Source organism: uncultured Fibrella sp. (assembly GCF_964250085.1).
Taxonomy (GTDB): Bacteria; Bacteroidota; Bacteroidia; order Cytophagales; family Spirosomataceae; genus Fibrella.
Genome location: NZ_CAXUEC010000003.1, coordinates 62,852 through 85,992 on the forward strand (window position 1 = coordinate 62,852; position 23,141 = coordinate 85,992).

The 23,141-nt window shown below is 52.9% G+C and carries 19 protein-coding genes and 1 tRNA gene; 11 read left to right on the plus strand and 9 right to left on the minus strand.

What is annotated here, in order from left to right; all coding sequences use genetic code 11:
• Positions 1–14 precede the first annotated feature (14 nt).
• On the minus strand, positions 15–875 hold the full coding sequence (gene hisG, locus ACFE8Q_RS09800; RefSeq protein ID WP_375445208.1) for an ATP phosphoribosyltransferase: 861 nt from the start codon (positions 873–875) through the stop codon (positions 15–17).
• Between the two features lie 181 nt (positions 876–1,056).
• On the opposite strand from hisG, the gene ACFE8Q_RS09805 reads away from it, so the two are divergent.
• The gene (locus tag ACFE8Q_RS09805) at positions 1,057–5,319 is read left to right on the plus strand and encodes a T9SS type A sorting domain-containing protein (protein WP_375445209.1); all 4,263 of its coding nucleotides are present in this window, start codon (positions 1,057–1,059) and stop codon (positions 5,317–5,319) included.
• Between the two features lie 71 nt (positions 5,320–5,390).
• On the plus strand, positions 5,391–6,815 hold the full coding sequence (locus ACFE8Q_RS09810; protein WP_375445210.1) for a leucine-rich repeat domain-containing protein: 1,425 nt from the start codon (positions 5,391–5,393) through the stop codon (positions 6,813–6,815).
• A gap of 20 nt (positions 6,816–6,835) precedes the next feature.
• Here ACFE8Q_RS09810 and ACFE8Q_RS09815 read toward each other — a convergent pair whose 3' ends face one another.
• From ACFE8Q_RS09815 to ACFE8Q_RS09825, 3 genes are all read right to left on the minus strand, one after another.
• Positions 6,836–7,585 (minus strand): hypothetical protein, encoded by a 750-nt coding sequence (locus ACFE8Q_RS09815; protein WP_375445211.1) that lies wholly within the window; start codon positions 7,583–7,585, stop codon positions 6,836–6,838.
• Between the two features lie 90 nt (positions 7,586–7,675).
• Positions 7,676–8,530 carry a TIGR00730 family Rossman fold protein gene (locus ACFE8Q_RS09820; RefSeq protein ID WP_375445212.1) on the minus strand — a complete coding sequence of 285 codons (855 nt, stop codon included), beginning with the start codon at positions 8,528–8,530 and terminating at the stop codon, positions 7,676–7,678.
• A 232-nt stretch (positions 8,531–8,762) separates the two neighbouring features.
• The gene (locus ACFE8Q_RS09825) at positions 8,763–10,175 is read right to left on the minus strand and encodes a hypothetical protein (RefSeq protein ID WP_375445213.1); all 1,413 of its coding nucleotides are present in this window, start codon (positions 10,173–10,175) and stop codon (positions 8,763–8,765) included.
• Positions 10,176–10,238: 63 nt separating this feature from the next.
• Between ACFE8Q_RS09825 and rbfA the strand changes: the two genes are divergently transcribed.
• Positions 10,239–10,613: a 30S ribosome-binding factor RbfA gene (gene rbfA / locus ACFE8Q_RS09830; protein WP_375445214.1), complete on the plus strand. Its 375-nt coding sequence runs from the start codon at positions 10,239–10,241 to the stop codon at positions 10,611–10,613.
• A gap of 96 nt (positions 10,614–10,709) precedes the next feature.
• Here rbfA and ACFE8Q_RS09835 read toward each other — a convergent pair whose 3' ends face one another.
• Positions 10,710–11,135, minus strand: coding sequence for an OsmC family protein (locus ACFE8Q_RS09835; RefSeq protein WP_375445215.1), 426 nt, complete (start codon positions 11,133–11,135; stop codon positions 10,710–10,712).
• 164 nt (positions 11,136–11,299) lie between these two features.
• Between ACFE8Q_RS09835 and ACFE8Q_RS09840 the strand changes: the two genes are divergently transcribed.
• The 5 genes from ACFE8Q_RS09840 to metK all read left to right on the plus strand — a co-directional run bounded on the left by ACFE8Q_RS09840 (position 11,300) and on the right by metK (position 17,526).
• The gene (locus ACFE8Q_RS09840) at positions 11,300–12,757 is read left to right on the plus strand and encodes an MFS transporter (RefSeq protein ID WP_375445216.1); all 1,458 of its coding nucleotides are present in this window, start codon (positions 11,300–11,302) and stop codon (positions 12,755–12,757) included.
• Between the two features lie 216 nt (positions 12,758–12,973).
• The gene (locus tag ACFE8Q_RS09845) at positions 12,974–13,771 is read left to right on the plus strand and encodes a hypothetical protein (RefSeq protein WP_375445217.1); all 798 of its coding nucleotides are present in this window, start codon (positions 12,974–12,976) and stop codon (positions 13,769–13,771) included.
• 142 nt (positions 13,772–13,913) lie between these two features.
• Complete coding sequence (lipA, locus tag ACFE8Q_RS09850) at positions 13,914–14,792, plus strand: lipoyl synthase (protein WP_375445218.1); 879 nt, start codon at positions 13,914–13,916, stop codon at positions 14,790–14,792.
• Positions 14,793–14,907: 115 nt separating this feature from the next.
• Entirely contained in the window at positions 14,908–16,062 is a 1,155-nt protein-coding gene (locus ACFE8Q_RS09855) for a lycopene cyclase family protein (protein WP_375445219.1), read from the plus strand.
• Between the two features lie 186 nt (positions 16,063–16,248).
• On the plus strand, positions 16,249–17,526 hold the full coding sequence (metK, locus tag ACFE8Q_RS09860; protein ID WP_375445220.1) for a methionine adenosyltransferase: 1,278 nt from the start codon (positions 16,249–16,251) through the stop codon (positions 17,524–17,526).
• 122 nt (positions 17,527–17,648) lie between these two features.
• Here metK and hpf read toward each other — a convergent pair whose 3' ends face one another.
• The 3 genes from hpf to ACFE8Q_RS09875 all read right to left on the minus strand — a co-directional run bounded on the left by hpf (position 17,649) and on the right by ACFE8Q_RS09875 (position 20,312).
• Positions 17,649–18,020, minus strand: a complete 372-nt coding sequence (gene hpf, locus ACFE8Q_RS09865; protein ID WP_375445221.1) for a ribosome hibernation-promoting factor, HPF/YfiA family — start codon at positions 18,018–18,020, stop codon at positions 17,649–17,651.
• A gap of 287 nt (positions 18,021–18,307) precedes the next feature.
• Positions 18,308–18,493, minus strand: coding sequence for a CsbD family protein (locus tag ACFE8Q_RS09870; protein ID WP_375445222.1), 186 nt, complete (start codon positions 18,491–18,493; stop codon positions 18,308–18,310).
• Positions 18,494–18,620: 127 nt separating this feature from the next.
• Positions 18,621–20,312 (minus strand): AMP-binding protein, encoded by a 1,692-nt coding sequence (locus ACFE8Q_RS09875; protein WP_375445223.1) that lies wholly within the window; start codon positions 20,310–20,312, stop codon positions 18,621–18,623.
• A 150-nt stretch (positions 20,313–20,462) separates the two neighbouring features.
• Between ACFE8Q_RS09875 and ACFE8Q_RS09880 the strand changes: the two genes are divergently transcribed.
• From ACFE8Q_RS09880 to ACFE8Q_RS09890, 3 genes are all read left to right on the plus strand, one after another.
• Positions 20,463–20,948 carry a hypothetical protein gene (locus ACFE8Q_RS09880; protein WP_375445224.1) on the plus strand — a complete coding sequence of 162 codons (486 nt, stop codon included), beginning with the start codon at positions 20,463–20,465 and terminating at the stop codon, positions 20,946–20,948.
• Positions 20,949–21,024: 76 nt separating this feature from the next.
• Entirely contained in the window at positions 21,025–22,200 is a 1,176-nt protein-coding gene (locus ACFE8Q_RS09885; RefSeq protein ID WP_375445225.1) for a glycoside hydrolase family 172 protein, read from the plus strand.
• A 71-nt stretch (positions 22,201–22,271) separates the two neighbouring features.
• A complete protein-coding gene (locus tag ACFE8Q_RS09890) occupies positions 22,272–22,940 on the plus strand; it encodes a hypothetical protein (RefSeq protein WP_375445226.1) in 669 nt (222 codons plus the stop codon).
• A 95-nt stretch (positions 22,941–23,035) separates the two neighbouring features.
• Here the strand turns inward: ACFE8Q_RS09890 and ACFE8Q_RS09895 are convergent.
• Positions 23,036–23,107: transfer RNA gene (locus tag ACFE8Q_RS09895), tRNA-Arg, on the minus strand.
• Positions 23,108–23,141: the final 34 nt, after the last annotated feature.

A 23,141-nucleotide genomic window follows, 5' to 3' on the forward strand; every position in this document is an offset into this window, starting at 1 on the left:
GCGTCTCTACGGGGTCAATTAATCATTTTCTCAATCGGAACAACAAGAATGCCTTCGGCACCAGCGGCGCGAATGGCTTCGATGTTTTCCCAGAAATCGTTTTCGTTGATCACTGAATGAACGGAACTCCAGCCTTCGGTGGCCAGTGGCGTTACGGTGGGCGCTTTCATGCCCGGCAACAGCTTCGAGATGGCCGGTATGGCGTCGTTGGGGGCGTTCAGAACAATGTATTTGTTGTTTTTGGCCGCCTGCACAGCGTTGATGCGGAACAGCAACTGATCGAGCAGGATCTGCTTTTCGGCCGCCAGACCGGGATGGGCAATCATGACGGCTTCGGACCGGAAGATAGTTTCCACCTCTTTCAGGCCATTGCTCAGCAGCGTACTGCCCGACGATACGATGTCGCAAACGGCCTCGGCCAGCCCGATACTCGGCGCAATCTCGACTGATCCGCTAATTTCGTGAATGTCAGCGCGGATACCTTGTTCTGCCAGGTACGTACCCAGCAGATTCGGGTAGGAGGTAGCAATGCTTTTGCCATTCAGATCGCTCAGCCCGTTGTAGATCGTGCCGCGTGGAATGGCAATGGACAGGCGGCACTTCGAGAAACCCAGTTTGTGCACGGTAGTCACTTGCCGACCGGTTTCAACGGCCACGTTTTCGCCAACGATACCCAGGTCGGCGACGCCGTCTTCAACGTATCCGGGAATATCATCATCGCGGAGGAAAAGAAACTCGGCGGGGAAGTTGGACGAAACAGATTTGAGCTTGCCCGTGCCATAGTCGAAGCGGATACCGCAGGCTTTGAACAGTTGATATGAATCTTCGCTGAGTCTGCCCGATTTCTGGAGGGCGATGCGAATGGGAGCGGTCATTACGTAGTGCAGTCGATTTTTTGAGGGTGCAAAGATACAGAGGAAAGGCGCAACAGGCCGATAATGCCGGGAAGATTACGCGATTGAATTATATTTTATCAAGCCACCCGATACATGTCGATTCATTCATGAAGACTCTTTATTTTTCAGTTCCTATTCACCATCCCTATCAGTCGTTTACATGACACTTGCGCGTTACTGGCTTTTTTTTGCTCTTCAGTTACCCCTCCTGGCCCGGTCTCAGTCTCTGTCTATTACCACTAATTCGTCGCAGGCCATTTGCGTTAATTCAGTGCTGAACCTGACGTTCACAACCACAGGTACGTTCCCGCTCGGCAATGCGTTTAAAGCACAGGTGGCCACGAGTTTTAACGGACCTTATAGTGACCTGCCTGGTACGTTCGTCAGCAGCCCGGCGTCGGTCACCCTCCCTGCTACGCTTCAGCCAACGGGCAATTATTACCTGCGCCTTGCTGCTACCAGCACACAGTACGTGAGTGCCCCTGTGGGAAGTTTTATCGTTGCTCAGCCGATGACCGCCCAACTGACGGGCAGTGATTTTCCAGATGTACCGGTGAATCCCTACAGAACAGCTTCTTTGCTTGTCAGCGTCAAGGGGCCTGGCAGTTATACGCTCACCTTTCAGGATAGCAGCCGTTACGTAGCAGCGTATTCAAATTCCTACGTAACCACGACTTTCGTACCGGTTGCACCCGCTCAAACCACTACCTATCAGCTTGCCAGCATTCGCAATGCCTGCGGCTACGGAACCGTTACGGCCGACCGGGTTGCGGTAAACGTTGGTTCGGTGGGGTTTACGATCCGGGCCGAACAAGGCCGATTATGCAAAACTCAAACGGTTCCGCTTTATTATTCGACCAGCGCACCCCTCGCTCAGCCACCAGTTTTTGCAGCTGAAATGACCCTGACTGCCAATCAGACGGTTGCGTTACCAATCAGTGGCACAGCCAGCCCGCTACAGCTACAACTACCGGAAGGTGTTCCGCAAACGTTCACGCGAATCCGGGTGTACGATATAAAGAACAACATCAGCGCCTATGTAACTTACGCTGGCGGTGAGAGCAGCTTCACGATCTCCAACCGCCCGGTTCTAACGCTGGAACCCTGGACTGGTTTTCAACCTGACCCCGCACCAGGTACAGAACTTGCCCTGGCTGTCAACCTGACTGGTCAGGGAATGTCGTCTATTGGCCTAAGCCTGGGCGCAGGTGTGCAGTACTTGCCGGGGTACGAAGGCGGGCAGATTGTTCGGTTTACCCCAACGGCCCCCACTTCCTACAGCATTGCCAGTATTGAAGGTGCCTGTGCGGATGTGGTGCAGGTACGTACCTCAACGATCCGTGTAACGCCCCGGCCCGGTCTTCTGATCGATTCGCTGTCGACAACGGAGCTATGCGCTGGCACTCCGGTCAGGATCTTCTACACGCCAACACCCGGCTACACGGTGCCAAAGGCCATTAAAGTTCAATTTGGCCCGTACTATACACTGGACGCAACGACCACTAGATTGGGCGAACTGTTTGTTGCCATGCCAGGCTCAATCCCGTCTGCGGCCATCAACCGCCTGACAGTCGTGGATGCCGCCAACAGCACAACCATCGGCACGGGCGCCGTTTCGCTGATGGTGAAAAGCAGGCCACAGGCCTTTTTTGCCTCGGTCACGAGTACGTTACCTCAGCCCGGAGCGTGGTCGCCCTACGTTGGCTGGTCGGGCGGTGGGCAGGTGACCCTGAGGCTGGCCAGTGGCGAACGGTTTGATCTGCCCTACGAGCCAACAGGATCGAACAGCGGCCTTTTGCTGCCCGATGTGTTTGTCTCAAAAACCAGTACCTTCTCGCTGGTCTCGGCCGAAAATGAATGTGGCGTTTCGCCCCTGTCAGGTACGGCAACGGTGATCGTACAAACGCCAACTAGTTTGCCCGCCAGTATCTATGTATTTGGACGGTCACTGGCTCCGGGCCGGTCGTGTGCCGGGGCAACATACGATGCTTCATTTTACCCGGCAGGTACGTTTGGTGCTACTAATCGCTTTTCCGTGCAACTCTCGGATGGAACAGGCAATTTTGCTAATCCAACCAGTACTACGCTGGCCGGGCCGGGCAGTTTCTCAATCACGCTGCCTTCTCAACCCGGAAGCTATAAGATCCGGGTTGTATCGACGGACCCCATTTTACGCAGCAATGAGGTGGATTCCTGGGTGAGTTCGCAGGAATCAACGGCCCATATCAACCTTATCCAGAACGGACAGACCACCGTGTTCAACGTCGGGTCGGTTACCACCACGGCGGGGCAGCCCCTCGATCTGGCGTATAGCATGACCGGGGTGCCCCCCTTTCGATACGAACTGCTGAGCGGTCAGCGCGGCATTTGGTATAGTTTCGTTGAATCGCCCATTGTACGCTATGCACCAACCGGCACGACTGTGTACGGCTACCGGTCGGTGGTCGATGCCTGTGGTCGGCGAGTGTCTTCACCTGGCGCCCTGACTGCGGTGGTCACGCCCTATACGCTGGACGTTGGCACGTTGAGCCAGGCGTGTGTAGATCAGCCAACCAAGCTGCCATTTACGGCCATCGGTTCGCTGCCAGCGGGGGGAACCTACACCGTGCAGGTGTCGGAGGATAGCCGCACATTCACCGACCTGCCCACTACCGGCACTTCCTCGCCTTTGGTAATTACACTGCCGAAGTCAATGGCTGCTAAACGCTGGTATTACCGACTAGCGTATCAGGCGGGCACGACCACGTTATTGAGCAAAACCGCCACCACTCAACTAGCGGCCCTGAGCGTACCCGACCTGAAACTCAGTAGCCCAACTGGCAGCAGCGTGGTGCAGTTGTCGAGTGCTGGCCTGGCAAATCTGGCTCTGTCGGTGGCTACGCCGTTTCTGGGAGGGGCAAGCCTTTACCTCACTACCGGACAGACGGATTTCTACGCAGACGGTACGTCAATGAAAAATATCCCTGTGTATGCGGCCGGTACGTATTCGGTGGGGCTGGTGCAGAACGCATGCGGCTATGGTAAATCGAGTGGTACGGTGCGGATACTGGAACGTACCCTGCTCAATCAACTGATGGTTAAACCGGCGATCTGTGAAAACGAGCCGGTATCGGTCACATATGCCGTTGGCGATGGGGCGTTTACCGCAGATACCCGCTTCACGGTTTATGCCCGTAACCTCACAAGCCGTGCGGCTACGCTTCTTGCGCAAACGAGTAGTCAAACGGGAGTAGCGACACTGTCGGCAGGGCTGGCCGCTGGCACGTATTCGGTGGAAATCGTTACGGCCGCTCCCTCGTTAACCCTCACCCGCGAAGACCTGTCATTTATGGTGAGTCAGTCCATAGTAGCCGCACTCAGCCCGCGTACTCAGGCAACGTATATCGGCGACCAGATTAGCCTGCTTATCACGTCGGCCAGTGGTATGCCTTATTCAGTTACGCTGTCAACGGGGCAGGTTATTCCGATTGAGAGCAGTCCCTTATCGATTCCGCTGGTCGTCAGTCAAACAACGAGTTACTCGATCATACGGGCGGCAAACGGTTGCGGCGTGGCAACGGTTGCCGGTGTCGTATCCATTTCTGCCCTGCCCGCCAACCAGGTGACGATCCGGCTCTTTAGCGTCTATAGCACATTTTGTACGGGCAAAGCGGTCTCCGCTGAGGTAGGGCTTACCGGTTCGTTTGGAGCAGATAACGTTTTTACGCTGCTGATGTCGAATGGTAACGGACAGAACTTCCAGCCGATTGGCACAAACAGCTCGCTTCAATCACTAACGGGCCTCATTGCCGCCACTACCCCGGTTGGCGGAACGTACCTGTTTCGCATCAACTCCAGTAACCCGGTTCACGCTGGGCAAACATTTGGCCCTGTCTCCATTCGCAATACGCCTACAGGTACGTTAACGGGCAATACGTCTATTTTCAAGGGAGATTCTACGCGCATCAGCGTTGCCCTGACGGGGACACCACCCTGGCAATTTGTGCTAACCGATTTCTTCGGGCCGCGCACCTACACCACGTCCACCTCACCTTTTACCCTGACTGTAAAGCCGGATACGACCATTGGCTACCGACTTGCGGAGGTACGAGACAGCCAATGCGGCGTGGGTACCGCCACCGGAACGGCCCTGGTCACGGTGACTAAACTGCTGGCAACCGAACCGGCGTTGCCGTTGCTGGTACGTACCTGGCCCAATCCGACAACGGGCGGGCTCCTGCTCGAGGGCGACGTACCGGGCCGGGGCGACGTGCTGGTTCACCTCTACAATGCCGCAGGTACGTTGGTGCAGCAGTCTGTTGGCCCGGTTCGGCAGGGGCAGCTTCAGCATCGCATCGACTTGAGCAGCCAACCCGCTGGCGTCTACATCCTGACGGCCGAGCAGGACGGGCGACGCAGCCAGTTCAAGGTGTTAAAACAATAGAAAATCGGGCGCTGGTTTGTGGAATTCGATGCCGTCATGCATCTACCCAACTAATCATTTCCAGATACATCATGCAAACGCGCCGGCTCTCGCTGCTTATCGCTCTGTTTTTTAGCCTGGCTGCCCACGCGCAGGTAACCGTTTTGCTCCGCGCCGATACGGCCAAGTATGGTATCAGCCCCGCACAACTGGATGCAACGTACCTGCCATTGAGCCAGTTGGTCAGCGGAATGAACGAGGAGCAACGCGCGGCTATGTATAAAGTGAGGAGTGAGTTTGACCGCAGCCGGTATGCGTTTATCGAGAGCCAGGGGCCACTGCCCGGGTACGGTTTTTCGTACGTAGCCACCGAGTATGTCCGGGCCAACGGGGCTGTGGAGTGGGTGCTCATCAGCACAAACGGGATCGTTTCTGACAAGCTGCTTCAGGAATTGATGGGCCGGCTAACAGCATTTTACAACAAAAACAACTTTCCCGTTGCCGTCTCGAAACCGTTTCAGACGATGTACAGAACCTCATACGGTCGACCGTTGATTATGGAGAAACGGCTGGTTCGTACGGGCGACAGTACCGTTAGTATCCTCGAAATAGCCCGCACTACCATGCGCCCCGACACCGTAAAATACCTTCATTTCAACCAGTTGGGGCTGGCAAGCGTGCCCGAGGTAGTGTATCGATTCCCTAATCTGGAAGAACTTGATCTGTCGAAAAACAAGCTAACCAAACTGGACGCTCGTATCACCGCCGACATTCCCAGCCTGCGCCGCCTGAATCTGCTGTATAATCAGATCGGCAACGACAGCGTGTTTATTGCCAAGAAGACGGACCTGCGCGCGCTGACGCTTCAGGGAAACAAGCTGACTCATATTCCGGCAGCAGTACGAAATTGCAAAAAGCTGGAAAGCCTCTGGATGGGCAACAATAACCTGACTGAGCTGAACATCAAACCCTTACGTGGTCTGCGCCGACTCAACGACCTGAACCTGTACAACGCTGGCCTGACGGCGTTGCCCCGGCAAATTAGGAAGCTGAAACACGTAACCGTGCTTGACCTGTATTACAATCAGTTGACCGAATTGCCCCGCCAGATTGGCCGGATGAAGCGACTGGAACAACTGGCCGTTGCCAACAACAAACTAACCGCACTGCCTGCCCAGCTAGCCCGCCTGAAAAAGCTGAACACCCTGTTTGTACACCATAACAAACTGAGCCAACTGCCCGACCAGTTTGCCAAACTGGCCTCCCTTCGTACCCTGGATATTGGCTACAACCAGTTCAGCAACGTACCTGACGTACTGCTGCGGCTGGGTACGTTGGAGTCCGTCGATATCAGCAACAACAACCTGCAAACGCTGCCTACCTCACTGATTGGCCTGAAAAACCTGAAGAAGTTTTACATCCGCAGTAATCCACTGACGAGCAACGACGCTAAATCGGGGCCATATGCGCAACTTATTGAGGCGCTCGAAACCAACAAAACAGAAGTTTTTTACTAAGAATCTGGTCGCTGGTGCGCTCACAGCGAATTGTAGTAGTCAAAAACAGAAGCCAGGCCCGACCGAGTTTTCAGGTCGGGCTTTTTTTGCTTTAGAAAGGCGGTCATTTCGGCTTCTTTCTCTGGAAACAGAGCGAGTACTGCCCGTTTTCCAGGAGTGAAGGCAACCACTTTTTTGTTCACAGCGGCGTACCATTCCTGCTTCACCACCAGTTCGTCGTCTTTTGAACCGACACTGAGTGCCACGTTGTAATTGCCCTTCGACACGGTCACCAGCGGGTAACGGAGCAACATGGCTTTACCCGTGGTGATGACGTCGAAGAAGCCGTCCAACTGCTCAGTTTCACCCCGAAATTCCCGCACATTCACATAGTAGCTGATGGTATTCAGCGCCTTGTTACTGATCGTAAACTGACGTACCTGCGGCGTCCGGGCAACCTTGATGCTGTTTGGCCCCGCCAGAATTTCGAGCTGATGCGCCTGTAATTCATACCGGATGGGTACGTTCATGATCGAGTCGGAATTGCTACCGGGCAACGGCTTGTAAAACCGGATATTACCCGCCTGAAACGTAGAATCCTCGTAGGGTGACCCCAGCAGTTGTTTCCTGTAGGTGTCGAAACCATGCACGCCGTCGACCTGCCTGATTTGGCCGGAGGCCGTGGCGGTGTTGGTCAGATTGAGCCCGTCGCCCGTCATTCGGATGCCCGGCTGAGCCATTGCCGAAAAGCTGACTGTAAGGAGACAGAAGAAGGCAAGGAGGAAACGCATACACTAGTGATAGAGGAAGTGATAAACAAAAAAAACGGGTATCTCGCGAAAAGACGACCCGTTTATACAAAAAAAGAGACGCGAATCCGACTAGAAGTTGGGCTTCATCAGGTACTTGTCGTAGAAATCATCGATGACTTTTACGGCTTCGGTTGGCGTATCGACCACGCTGATGAGCTTCATGTCTTCGGGATTGATGTTGTGTTCCTTGTTCAGCATCGTCTCCACGATCCAGTTGATCAGCCCTTCCCAATAGGATTTACCAACCAGCACAATGGGGAAACGAGCGATTTTCTTGGTCTGAATCAGCGTTATGGCCTCGAACAATTCGTCGAGCGTGCCCATGCCGCCGGGCATTACCACGAAGCCCTGCGCGTACTTGACGAACATGACTTTACGAACGAAAAAGAAATCGAAGTTGATGTTTTTATCCTGATCGATGTAGATGTTGCTATGCTGTTCGAACGGGAGTTTAATGTTCAGTCCAACCGATTTACCGCCTTGCTCGAAAGCCCCTTTGTTACCCGCTTCCATGATGCCCGGACCACCGCCGGTAATAACACCGTAGCCATGACGCACCAGTTTAGCCGCAATTTCTTCGGTCATTTTGTAATACGGATTCTCGGGCTTCGTGCGGGCCGATCCGAAAATCGATACGCAGGGACCAATCTGGGCCAGCTTGTCGAATCCTTCTACGAATTCGGCTAACACTTTGAAAATCACCCACGAATCGGATGTTTTGATCTCGTTCCAGTTGCGATCCTGGAAGGCTTCTTTGATCCGTAATTCTTCCGGGGTCAACAGGGATTCGTCGCGTTTGGGCAGTTCTTTCTGAAGCTCACTCGTGCTCTGTATATCTGACCGGTGTGTGGTTTCTTTTGAGCCGGGGCCTGTGTTGACCTGCTGCGGCGTGGTAGCGGTTGAAGGGGGATTGGTAGTCTCCATAAGTTTGCTGTGAACAGCCGGTAGAGGCTATCCCGTCAGGCAGGGTTGGCCAGATACCGCTGTAGGAATGAATGAAATAAGACGTTACTCGAAAATTCGGGTTCTCCGGGCGAGTACGAACAGACCCGGAGAACAATAACGCAGTTTAGGGGTAAAGCTGTTCAAACAGGCCCATGAATTTTCCGTTAAGGAGAGAGAACGGGCCTTGCCGGGCTGTATCCGGTGAGGCCCGCTACCGAATGCGCTTGTAAATGCCCGCCGTTTCGGTTGGTTTGTAGAGGGCGGCCAGGGCTGGCACGCGCTGAAATAGCTTAGGAACCACCTGCTGCCGGTCGATCACGTAGTCGGGCGGGTCTTGCCGAAAGTTATCGTAGATGTCAATAACTGCTTCGTAGCTGTCGAGATTTCGCAGGTCATATTTGGCCAGGTCCCAGTTCAGGTAAGGCGTTGCCGGCCTATTGTAGCGGTAGCCGCTCAGGTCTTCATCGATGATCAGCACTTTCCGGTTTCTAATGTAGTCGGGAAGGGCCGATGGTTTCACCTGCAAATTACTGAGTTGCCCAACCTCCACACCGGGTAGAATGCGCGTGGCACCCTGATACAAAACGCCCGCAATAGCTACCACCACACCCAGAAAGGCCAGTTCGCGCAGCCATACTTTGCGGAAATTGCTGAAGTAGACGACGGCAAAAAAGGCCATTGGCGGCACAAACGTCAGAAAGAGCATGGGCGCCAGAAAGGGCATGAGCGGAATGGTCAGTATGGCCGTGATAGCCCAGATGAGCATGATCTGCTGGCAGCGCTGCTGAAAGTTAACGTACCTGTTAGCACTGTTGAACAGGCTGAGAAACCCTAAAACCCCCACCGTCAGCGGGACAATAAGACAGGTAAACAGCGTTTTGAAATCGCTGAGGTCATACTGCCGTACCCTGAACACTGACGTCAGCAGGTTTCGGTTGAAATCGTCGAGTGAGTTAGTGAAGTAATAGTAGAAAACGACCAGCAGAATGGGGAAGGCAAAGCCGAAAATGGTCAGCGAATGTTGCCGGAATGTGGCCCCGGTGAAGAACAGAAGCGACAGCGATGCCCAGAGAATGAAGAGGCCGGATGGCAAATAAAACAGAGCCGCAACGCCAATGTAAATGCCCACTTCAAATACCTCATCCGTTGCGCCCTGCCGCCCTAGCTGCCGAATAAGCGAGCCAAAAGCCAGCAGCAGAAAGGTAAGCGACATGAGCACCGGCGAGAGGGTGGTGCAGTCGAACGAAAGATTCAGGAAAAGCGCGTAGAATAGCCCCGGCCAGAATGACCGCTCCGGGAACACTTCGCGGGCATTTATCATGTAATTGAAATACACGAGTTGAAAAATAGAAATGCCGGTTGCCACGGTCCAGTAGGCCCCCTGCGACCGCCCGACGGCCAGATCGATGAGCCAGTAGACGCCCGCCGAAAAAGGACTCACACTATCCCAGATGCCGCTGTAGAGCGTATGTCCCTGCCGCATCTGTTCACCAACCAGCATCCAGTTGAGTTCAGGAATCAGCAGGGGCAGGGGCGAAATAAGGAGGGGGAGCCGGATCAACAGCAGCACAACCAGCAGGCTGAAATACTGGTAGGGCGCGAAGGAGCGAAAAAAACTGAGCAACTTACGAGAGCGAATATGGGTTAGTACACTAAGCCAACTGGCGAAATTACGGATATTTGCCCTATGGAATCGAAACGACAGCAAAAGGTAGCCCGGCAATTGCAGAAAGACCTCGGCGAGATTTTTCAACGCGAGCTGCCCCACGCATTCAATGGCGCGTTTATAACCGTCACCAATGTGCGGGTGTCGCCTGATCTGGGCATCGCCCGGGTCTACCTCAGTTTTTTGGCTGCAAAAAACAAAACACTCCTGATGGACACCATGGAGGAGAAAAACAAAACTATCCGGCAGTTGCTGGGCGAGCGCGTCCGGCATCAACTCAGGATTGTTCCCCATCTCCAGTTCTTTCTGGACGATACGGCCGAGTACGCCGAAAAGATGGACAAACTATTTGCCGGTATCGTCATCCCGCCCGCCCCGGCAGAGGAGGAAGAGTAGAGGGGAAACGCTGTGTAATGCCGAAGCTTCTGCTTCGGGAGGGATTGAGCACCTGCTTTCTGCCACTCCCTAAGCTGGAACTTCGGCATTACCTTTCTACTCCCACTTAATGGAAACAGCCTGCTCCAGGTCGGGGTGGAGGCTGATAGCTACGGGGCAGGTGTGGGCGACACGCTCCAGCCTGGCTTTTTGGTCATCGGTAAGGGCACTACCATCAGCGGTTGTGGCCCGTAGCATCATGTCAATCTCGATTCGGGCGATCCGGCGCGGTGGCTCTGCCGACATGATTTTGGTAACGCTGGCATCGCTGCCTTCGAGTTCGATCCCATCGCGGCGGGCAAAAATGGCCATCGTCGTCAGAATACACGTACCCAGCGCATTGGCGACCAGATCGGTCGGCGAGAAGGCTTCGCCCCGCCCCTGATTGTCGGTGGGGGCATCGGTATGAATCTGAGTGCCCGACTGAAGGTGCCGATCTTCGGTGCGCAGATCACCTAGGTACTTGATTGCAATGGTAGCCATAATGCTGGGGTTGGTTCATGAACGAATCGCCAAAAATAGGCAAAGACCCTTTACCCGCCGGATTATGCGTGAATAGTGTGCAAAATTGTGGTTAGTTTTGTTGACAGGCGACCTTCTCTGGATTCGTCAGTTCCTCAAATCTGTCTCTTAACAACCCTTTGCGCATGGTAAACGAACCCGTTTCCTCTTCGGGCCAACCCCTCACGCAGCAAACCGACAACCGATCGGCCCTGTACACCCTCATGACCGTCTGGTTCTTCTGGAGCTTTGTGGCGGCCTCCAACGGGATTCTGATTCCGTTATTCAAAGACAAATTTCAACTAACGCAAACGCAGGCACAGTTGGTCGATTTTGCGTTCTACGCCGCCTACTTCGTGGGTTCTATCCTGTACCTGCTCATTTCGGCGTCGATTAAAACGGATATCCTGAACCGGATCGGCTACAAAAACGGGATCATCTACGGCCTGCTCATCTCGGCGCTGGGTACGTTGCTGTTTTATCCGGCTGCCGAAATGAAATCATACGCCCTATTGCTATCAGGCCTATTCATCGTTGGGCTTGGTTTTTCGCTGCAACAAACCGCTACCCAGCCCTTTATGATCGCCCTTGGGCCACCCGAAACCGGTGCACAGCGGATCAACCTCGGTGGTGCGGTCAATAACCTGGGCGGAACCATCGGACCGGTTATTATCTCGTTTGCCATTTTCGGCTCTATTTCAGCCGATGCGGCGGCCAACGCTACGATCGAGTCGGTGAAAGTGCCTTATCTTATTCTGGGCGCGCTCTTTCTTGCCCTGGCTGGCTTTTTCAAACTATCGAAATTACCACACATCACCAATGATGAAGACGTTGAGGTGGGTACCGGCGTGCTGAAATACCCACAACTGGTGATGGGTATGACCGCTATCTTCGTCTACGTTGGTGTTGAAGTAACCATTGGCAGTAACCTGGGCGAGTACCTGAAGCAGACAGAGAAATTAGATGCCTCTCAGGTGTCTAAGTATGTGTCGCTATTCTGGGGTAGTATGATGATTGGCCGCTGGACCGCCTCGATTGCCAACTTTAATCCGTCGGCGGCGATGAAGCGCGTCCTTGTGTTTGTGGTGCCGTTTGTGGCTTTTGCCATCGTTCTAAGCGTAAATGCGCTCTATAGTGGCGATGTCAGTGACCTGTATCCGTACGTGATTTGCATTTTCGTCATGATTGCAACGTACCTGGCAAGCCGTGAAAAGCCGGTGACGATCCTGTTATACTTCACCGCCGTTGGTGCTATCCTGAGCATCATCGGTGTATTTGCTACGGGTAAAGTAGCGCTCTTCTCGCTCATCAGCGGCGGTTTATTCTGCTCTATTCTGTGGCCAAGTATTTTCTCACTCGGAACAGCCGGACTGGGCAAATACACCAATCAGGGCGCGGCATTCCTGATTATGATGATTCTCGGCGGTGCCATTATTCCGCTCGTTCAGGGAAAAATTGCCGACTCCGTTGGTATTCAGTTATCGTACCTTACGGCGGTGGTTTGCTTCGCTTACCTGTTTTTCTTTGGCCTCCGGGTACAGGCGATCCTTCGTAAACAGGGTATCGACTTTGATAAAGCAGTTGTGAGCAAAGGCGGTCATTAAGCCAGTTTAAACCAATCGGGCCGGAAGTGCCAGTTATGCCCTATCTCCAGGATAGGGCATAACTGGCACTTCCGGCCCGATTTTATGGGTAAAAGTTAGTACATCCAGCGACCGGTGCCAAGAAAATAGGCCGGTGAAACAAAAGGCGTGAAACAACCGGCAAAACCTAACGTTTTTACCTAAAAGTAGTATCTTTCGTGCTCTGATGTTACGCTTATGAAATCGCTATATACACCGGTCTGTTGTGCGCTGCTTGGCTTATTCCTGCTGGCTATTCCTGCGCGGGCACAATCGCCTGACGGGTCCGACGAAGATAATTTCCACACCGTCACCACATTTGGCATAACCACCAACACCAACGCCGGTCTGTTGGGTGGTTTTGTCTTCCGCCAGTCGAAACGGCTCGACGGCGAACTGTTTGGCAAGACGCAGTACCGGTACATCAGCGTTGAACTGGTGAACGTAAAACACCCGCGCGAGTACGCCGCCGGAAGCAATAATTTCGGCGGATCATTCCTGCTGGGTAAAGAGAACTACCTGTTCGTGGTGCGGCCACAGTATGGCCGTGAAATCTCGCTGTTCCGCCGCAACACCGACGAAGGTATTTCGGTGAATGCCATTTTTGCCGCTGGCCCGTCCCTTGGCATTATCAAGCCGTATTATGTAGAAGTGTCATCGGGCAACACCACTCGTCAGATTCCGTATGCGCAGGCCGTTGCTGCTCCTGCAACAGGTGGTCGCGCTGAGTTCATTGTTGGTTCAGGTGGATTTTTTCAGGGCCTGGGCGAATCTAGCCTGACGGTAGGTCTGCATGCCAAAGCCGCCCTGAGCTTTGAACTGAGCGCGTTTCGCAACAATACAACCGGCCTCGAAATCGGATTCCTCTCCGAAATCTACCCCAGTAAAATCGTGATTGTACCGAATACCAACACCGCCCTCGGCGATCGCACGCTTGGCAACCGTAATTTCTTTACCTCCGGGTACGTGACGCTCTTCTTCGGAACCAAGAAGTAGTGACAATGATCAATGAACAATTATCAATGGCTACGCAGGTTAACGTATCTGGGCGTAGCCATTGATAATTGTTCATTGATCACTGATAAAGAACTTTACCCCGCTGAAACGCATTTTCCAAGAAATAAGCGGCTTTACCATCATGATCGAACTACCTGTTATTGCTTCTGAGCAACAGCGGAAGAAAAGACCCGACTGGCTACGGGTGAAACTGCCCATCGGACCGGAATACGCAAAAGTTCGGAAACTAGTCGATACGTATAAACTGCACACGATCTGCGAAAGCGGCAACTGCCCAAACATGGGCGAATGCTGGGGGGCAGGAACCGCCACCTTCATGATCCTGGGTAACGTCTGTACCCGTAGCTGCACGTTCTGCGCCGTAGCTACCGGTCGGCCCAACGAATACGACACGGATGAACCACGCCGCGTGGCCGAAGCCATTGTGTTGATGAAGGTGAAACACGCCGTTATCACCTCCGTAAACCGCGACGAACTGAAAGACCGGGGTGCCGAAATCTGGTACCAGACCGTGCGGGCCGTTAAAGAAGCATCGCCCACGACGACCATCGAAACGTTGATTCCAGACACCAAAGGCAACTGGGATGCTCTCATTCGCATGATCGAAGGCGGTCAGGAAGTGGTGTCGCACAACATGGAAACGGTGGAGCGGCTCTACCGTCGGGTACGTCCGCAGGCGCGTTACGAGCGTAGCCTGGAGCAGATCCGGCGTACGAAAGACTACGGTCAGCGCACCAAAACGGGTATTATGCTGGGGCTGGGCGAAACCAAAGATGAAGTGCTGAAAGCAATGGACGACCTGGTTGAACATGGCTGCGATGTGCTGACGTTGGGGCAATACCTGCAACCCACCAAAATGCACCATGAGGTGATCGAATGGATTCATCCCGACACGTTTGCCATGTATAAAGAGCAGGGCGAACTACGGGGCATAAAATACGTTGAGTCGGGACCGCTGGTCCGGTCGAGTTACCATGCCGAAAGGCACGTGAACGTATAAAGAAATGTCATTCGTAGTCATTAATCGTCATTAGCGGTCATTTGTTGTTTTTGCTACTACTAGCAACAAATGACCGCTAATGACGATTAATGACTACGAATGACATTTCTAATTTATGAAAAAATACGATTACGTCATTGCGGGTGGTGGCATGTCGGGGCTGAGTTTAGCCTACTACCTAACGCTGTCGCCACTGCGTGACCGGTCGGTGCTCATCATCGACAAAGAAGTAAAAAATACCAACGACCGTACCTGGTGCTTCTGGGAGCGCGGCGACGGTCCTTTCGAGCCAATTCTATTCCGAAAATGGGATACCGTGGATTTCTACGGAACTACGCTGTCTGGCCCGCTCAACATTGGTGACTATCAGTACAAGATGCTCCGGGGTATAGACTTTTACGATCATGTGCGGGCGCATCTGGCCAACTTCCCGAATGTGGAGTTCAAACAGGGAACGATCAATCGGCTTATCGATACGGCTGATGGCGGCTTCCTGATCGTTGACGATGAGCCGGTAATCGCCAGTTTGATCTTCGATAGCACGTACCCGCTCAACCTCAAAAACCCGGATAACCACAACCTGTTGCAGCATTTCAAAGGCTGGGTGATCACGACCGAAAAGCCCTGTTTCGACGTCGATCGCCCCCGCATGATGGACTTCCGGGTAGCGCAGGAGGGCGATTGCCGGTTTCTGTATGTGCTGCCCTTCAACGAGAAAACGGCGATGGTCGAATACACCATCTTCAACGATCATCTGCTGGCTCCTGAAGCGTATGAAGCATCGCTACGTACCTACATCGATCGGTTTCTCGACACAGGTACGTATCAGATCAGCGAAACCGAGTTTGGCGTTATCCCGATGTCCGACGAACCCACTCCCGAAAATCCGGCTACGCATATCGTGCGCATCGGTACGTCGGGTGGTTATACCAAACCCTCAACGGGCTACACGTTCCAACGTACCCAGCATTACCTGCGCGAACTGGTGAACATGCTGGTTGCTACCGGTCGGCCCGAACGGCGAAAGTCATGGTTTACAAAACCTTTCAAAGGCTTGCTGGATAGCGTGTTATTGAATGTACTGCAGTACAAGCGACATCCTGCCGACGATATCTTCACGCGCCTTTACGAACGTAATCCACCAGCCCGTATTTTCCGCTTCCTCGACGAAGACACCAATCTCTGGGAAGACCTGCGCATCATGAGTACCGTGCCGTTGGGGCCATTTACGGTAGGTGCCTTCGATGTGTTGCGCAAGCGGATATTTTGATAAATCAGGAAGCCGATTGGGAAGATTGAGCCGATTTATACCGATTCATCAGTGATACGTATTGCTGACCTTCGCTTCAGTGTCTGGTGATCGCCTGTGCGCGTACCAGCTTAATCTGTTCAATCTGCGTTCTATCGCGATTTTAGTTTAGTTTTGCGACTTAAACCAAGTTATAACGGAGTCGCAATGCCTTATCTTTTTACGTCCGAGTCAGTTTCTGAAGGACACCCCGACAAAGTCGCCGATCAGATCTCCGACGCCCTCATCGATAACTTCTTAGCGTTTGATCCGAGCAGTAAAGTTGCCTGTGAAACCCTGGTTACAACCGGGCAGGTAGTGCTGGCTGGGGAGATCAAGACAGAAACGTACCTGGACGTTCAAAAGATTACCCGCGAAGTAATTCGTAAAATTGGCTACACCAAAAGTGAATACATGTTTGAAGCCAACTCGTGCGGGATCTTCTCAGCCTTGCACGATCAGTCGGCCGATATTAATCAGGGTGTTGATCGGAAAGTCGAAAACGACGATTTTGAGACGAAAGCCAACGCACAGGGCGCTGGCGATCAGGGCATGATGTTTGGTTACGCCACCAACGAAACCGACAACTTCATGCCCCTGCCGCTTGATCTGGCCCACGCCATCCTGCGCGAAATGTCGTTGATCCGCAACACCGAACCCGACCTGATTGGTTACCTCCGGCCCGATGCCAAGTCGCAGGTGACGATCGAGTATTCAGACGATGATAAGCCCATTCGGATCGACACTATTGTAGTCTCGACGCAGCATGATGATTTTGATTCGGATGAGGTGATGCTGGCCAAAATCCGCAAAGACATTATTGAACTGGTGATTCCGCGCGTAAAAGCGAAACTGAAACCTGAGCTACAGGGCCTGTTCGAGAGTGACATCACCTACTACATCAACCCAACAGGCAAGTTCGTAATCGGTGGTCCGCACGGCGATACTGGCCTGACTGGCCGTAAGATCATCGTTGATACCTACGGCGGTAAGGGTGCTCACGGTGGTGGTGCGTTTTCGGGGAAAGATCCCTCGAAAGTTGACCGCTCTGCGGCCTATGCTACCCGCCACATTGCCAAAAATATGGTGGCAGCCGGGTTGTGCGATCAGGTGTTGGTGCAGGTGTCCTACGCTATTGGTGTGGCTAAACCCTGCGGTCTGTACGTAAACACCTACGGCACGGCCAAGACTGATCTGCACGATGGTGTCATCGCCGAAAAGATCGCCCAACTGTTCGATATGCGCCCTTACGCGATCGAGCAACGGTTGAAATTGCGGAACCCAATCTATGCAGAAACGGCTGCGTATGGTCATATGGGCCGCAAGAACGAGACGGTAACTAAAACGTTCTCTGGTAACGGACACACCTTGGAACTGGAAGTAGAACTGTTTACCTGGGAAAAACTCGATTTCGTTGACCAGGTGAAAGCAGCGTTCGAACTGTAATCGATAATCCTGACAGTCGTAAAAAGGAGGAGTCCTGAGTCTGGAAAGTTGCAACAAAACGTTGGCTTTCCAGACTCAGGACTCCTCCTTTTTACGACTGTCAGGACTGTCAGTCCAGATCATTAATATTCGTCTTGTTCGACGGCTTCTTCTTCCTGTTGGGATGTAGCTTTGGTAATGGCCGGGCTGGAGAAGTCGGTTCGTTTTTCTTTGCAGCGAACGAGCTTATCTTTCATCACATCCATCAATTGCTCGATAGCTGCTTCGAATGATTTGCTGCGTTCGGTAACGAAAAGCTCCTTTCCGGGGATATTGAGCCGAACCTCGACGATCTTGTCTTTCACTTTGGCGGTTTCGGCTCCGTCTAATTTAAGAAACACCTCTGCACTCACGATTCGATCGTGGAAGGTGTCGAGCTTGTTAAGTTTCTTCTGTATGAAATCCAGAAGTGTCTGGTCGGCCGTGAAGTGCACGGCGTGAGTTTGTACTCGCATACTATCCAAGCGGTTATAAAGTGAAACATATACCAATGGACTACCTAAGTTGGTTCTTTAGGCTATATGAGTCAAGGCATACGAAGAAATATCCAAACGTGTTTCACGAAGTAACATACAAAACCTGCACTATACGTTACACCAGGACCTATAAACACTCATTCGTGGAACGTCTGAAAAGTGAAGATTCTTCCTATTGTCTAAAAAAGACAATTCTTCACAATGGGTAAGTAAGCAAAAGGCCCGGCTGATCGCGTGGTCAGCCGGGCCTTTTATATGCCTGTTGCCTAAATATCGGCAACAGCTTTGTGTATTTCGTCTTTGGTCTTACCCGTTTTTTCCTGCACCCGGCCCCACATCTCGTCTTCTTTGCCCTCGGTGTAGGTTAGATCGTCGTCGGTCAGGTCGGCGTAAGCCTGTTTGATTTTGCCTTTCATTTGGTCCCATAGACCGCTGGCTGTTGTCTCGTTCATGACGTTGATAGTTAGTTGAGCGGTCACCCGCTACGAATAATGGCAGGCCCGCCTTGAGCCTTGTGTATATAACAGACGCAAGAAATAATTGTTTGGCAGGAGTTAGGCAATTGATTCGTGGCCTCTTTTACTCCCAGATAATTACTTCGTCATTATCATACCAGGGTTGCAGATTGGCGTCGTAACGGGCCTCGATGACGTTTCGTTTGATTTTCATGGTTGGCGTCATCAGGTTATTGTCGACCGTCCAGGCGTCGCGCACGATCACCAGTTTGCGTACCCGCTCGTAGGCGTGTAGTTTGGGATTTAGAGCGGTGAGGGTGTCTTCCAGGCTACGTTCCACCGTGATCCGGTCGGCGTGGCGGCCCATCTCCGACAGCACAATCAGGGCCAGGGGTTGCGGAAGCTGCTGGCCCGCTACGCAAATCTGTTCGATGTACGCATTGTCGGCGAACCCGAATTCGATCTGTGACGGCGCTACGTACTCGCCTTTGGCCGTTTTGTACATTTCCTTCACACGGCCGGTAATGGTCAGAAATCCGTCGGCCGACAACGTACCCACATCGCCGGTAGCCAGCCATCCATCCTGTAATACACTGGCCGTCAGAGCTGGTTCTTTGTAATAACCGCGCATCAGCCAGCCGGAGCGCGTAAAAATCTCGCCAGTCACCGAGTCTATTTTTACCTTCATGCCGGGGTAAAGCTGCCCAACCGTTCCGTCGCGCATAGTCTGTAGTGGCATCAACGAGACTGCACCCAAGTTCTCGGTCATGCCGTAGGCTTCCTGAATATGAATGCCAAGCAGCCTGAACCACCGGATGAGCGATTGGGGCATGGGAGCCGCCCCCGTCAGAATGAGCCGTGCGTCGTTCAGGCCTAGGCCCTGCCTGATCTTACGTTTCACGATATTCGACACAACGGGAATGCGCAACAGGGTGTCGAGTTTTTTCTGCGGCATTTTGGCTAGAATTCCTTGCTGAAACTTGGTCCAGATGCGGGGCACAGCCAGAAAATGGGTGGGTTTTGCTGCGGCTAAATTCTTAGCGAATGTTTCGAGCGATTCGGCGAAGTAAACGGTGCCGCCCGTTGCCAGGCTCACCGCCTCCACAATATTGCGTTCGGCGATATGGCAAAGGGGTAAATACGAAAAAAAACGGGCATTGGGCGTACTGTGTAGCATTTGTTCATGCGTATCGGCTATAGCCTGGGCTACGGCTTTGTAATCGATCATCACGCCCTTGGGGTTTCCGGTGGTGCCGGAGGTGTAAATGATCGTAAACAGGTGGCTGGGTTGCGGATGAAAAACCTCCTGCATGGGTTCATACTGGGCCATGATCGTGTCCCAGGCCACTAAATCGGGATCTGTTTGTCTAGCAGGGCCGTAGCTGGGAAAGCCAATCAGCGTGACGCCATCGGGAATACCTGGTTTCATACCCGCCCAACTGTCTAATTTCCCCACAAACAACACAGCGCATTCACTGTGCTCCATCACCTGATGAAGCTGACTGGCGGTCAGGGTGGGGTAAAAAGGAACCGACACGTGGCCACTCAGCAGAATGGCCAGATCGGCGATGAGCCAGTGCGCACAGTTTTTTGAGACCAGCCCAATGTTGCTGCCAGCGGGCAGGCCGAGTGAGTTCAGGTACGTTGCCATTCGCCGCGCCTGCTGCCCCACTTCGGCCCACGTATAGTCGAGAAAGGCATCGCCAACGGGCTGCCGCAGGTACGTTTGCTGCGCTTTTGCTTTTTCCCACTTCAGGAATAATTCAGTAGGAACTAACTCCTGAATTGAGGTAGCTGATGACGTGACCGGTGTCATGATTTTGGATAGGTAAGTGTTTTGAGTACAATTTAATACTCAAAAAACCATATGTATAGCTTCGTAACAAAAATAACGGATGCGGGTTATGTTCTGACCGGAATAAGTTACTAATCAGCTCACAAACCAGGACTTATCCGGCACAACGTTATGGCAACTACCCCGAAAAAAACGGCATCTGACAAGGAAAAGCCTGAAAAGAAACCCGCCGGAGCAGCGGCGGAAAAATCGACGAAAAAGAAGGCCGACAACTACACTGACCCCGACCTGCGCGAACGGCTGAAAGAAAAAATCAAAGCCGACGACAAGGGCGGAAAAGCTGGTCAGTGGAGCGCCCGGAAAGCCCAGTTGCTTACGCACGAGTATGAAAAAGAAGGCGGTGGCTACAAAAAAGATAAGAAAACGGATGCTCAAAAGCACCTGAGCGAGTGGACCGATCAGGACTGGAAAACGTCGGACGGAAAACCGGCAGAGCGGGAAGGAGGAACAACCCGCTATTTGCCCAAAGAGGCCTGGGATAAGCTATCAGATGGCGAAAAGAAGGCGACTAACGCCAAGAAAGTAGCGGGGTCAAAAGCGGGTAAGCAGCATGTGGCGAATACGGAGAAAGCGAAGAAGTCGAAAAAAGAAAGCTAGACATGGATGGCGACAGGCGCAGGTTAAGTAAATAAATGACCTTGTATTCTTCCCTTTCTACAAGTATGGACTGACTATGCGGTACACGCTGCTTGCCCTGATGGCTACCTGTATTACCCTGAACACCCTGGCGCAGCGGCCAGCGAGTTTCGATGGGCTAGGCATGAATCTGGGTAACCTGTCGCGCCTGTCTGACGCTAAAACGCGCTCGATCAGCCCCGAAAATTTTAGCGGTGGTAAAGGGCAAGGAGGAATGTCTGATCCAGTTTCGCAGAAAGGCCAGCGAAATGTGGCTAATGCTGCTAGTCAGGCGCGCGATCTGGGGCGTGGCTGGAAAGTTAATCCATTCATCATTGTTGAAAAAGGGGAGACCATCACCATTGCTGAAATGGAAGGCCCCGGTGCCATTCAACAGATATGGATGACCCCAACCGGCAACTGGCGTTACTCGATTCTGCGGTTCTACTGGGACGATGAGAAAGAACCATCGGTAGAAGTGCCGGTAGGCGATTTCTTTGGTATGGGCTGGGGCGAATACGCGCCTCTAAACTCGTTGCCCGTAACGGTCAACCCCGGAAGCGCCTTCAACTGTTACTGGAAAATGCCGTTTCGGAAGCGGTGCCGGGTTACGCTGGAAAATCTGAATAGAGACGAGTCGATGCGGCTTTATTATCAGATAAACTACACCTTAACATCGGTAGGTGAGGATGAGGCCTATTTCCACGCTCAATTTCGCCGATCGAACCCAACGAAGGGCTCACTGCATACGATTCTCGATGGAGTGCAGGGGAAGGGGCATTATGTGGGTACGTATATGGCCATTGGCGTAAACAACAACGGCTGGTGGGGTGAGGGCGAAATCAAGTTTTTCCTGGATGGCGACACCACGTACCCAACCATTGCTGGCACCGGAACAGAAGACTATTTCTGCGGATCCTACAATTTCGAGAACCAGAAAACGCGGCAGTACCAGGAATTTTCGACGGCTTATGCGGGGCTACATCAGGTAATCCGGCCCAACGGACTGTACCAGTCGCAGCAGGCGTTTGGTATGTACCGCTGGCATATCATGGACCCCGTGCGGTTCGAGAAAGACCTGCGCATCAACATTCAGGATCTGGGCTGGCGGAGTGGCGGACGGTACTACCCACAGCAATCGGATATAGCCACGGTGGCCTACTGGTATCAGCGCGAGCCCCATGCCCCTTTTCCCAAACTGCCTTCGAAAGACGAACTGGAAGTGCCACGCTGAAAATGACATAAATCAATTTCTTTGGCATCTATATGCCGGTTCTTTGATCAGTCAAGTATCGAACTGATCCTATGCAGTACATCGCCCCGTTTCTCCTGCTGTTGCCACTGCTGGCACCCGCCCAAGCTACAAAATGCATTACCCAACGCACTGCTCTTTTTCGGGAAGAGGTTACGGTGCTGGTCGCAGAGCCGACAGTGCGGGAAGGACCGTATCAAAAATTGCTGACTCGGAAACGCCAACTTCTGGAAGAAGGGCAGTATGCCGCCAATCGGCGCGTAGGCATCTGGACGTTCTACGACCGGGAGGGGCAACCGGAGGTTGTGTATGATTACACACAAAAGACCCTGCTTTTGGTAAATCGAAAGGAATCTGCGCCGTCGATGGCTCAGCTTTGGGAGGGAGATAGTCTACGGTATGTAGTGGTTGACCGCGCTCCGGTCTATCTGGCCAGTTCGCAGCAAATTTATGGTCTCTTGGCTCAGGAAGTCCGTTTTCCGTCTCATCTCGCCCGTGCAGGGCTGAAGCAATTAGTGGTTAACGTGTTGGTGACGGTAGCCCCCTCAGGTACGTCTTTTCGAATTTTACCATCTCATGCAGATGCCGAATTGATCAGGAGTAGCAGGCAGGCGGCACTGCGGGCTTTTGAGGGAATAGACTGGTTACTGGCACTTTATCAGAAGCATCCTGTCACGGCTACGTACCTGCTTCAGGACATCACCCTGACCGTTTCGCCTTAATGGGTGGTCTAGTACTGGCTCAGCGGCAATCGGAGGTCCGCCATTGCAGGCGGACCTCCGATTGCCGCTGAGCGTTTAGGAAACGGCTATTCTAGTGGCTCCGGCGGGAATCGAACCCGCATCTAGCGTTTAGGAAACGCCTATTCTATCCGTTGAACTACAGTGCCATGTACTCGTTACTTCTAACCGATCCCACATCCA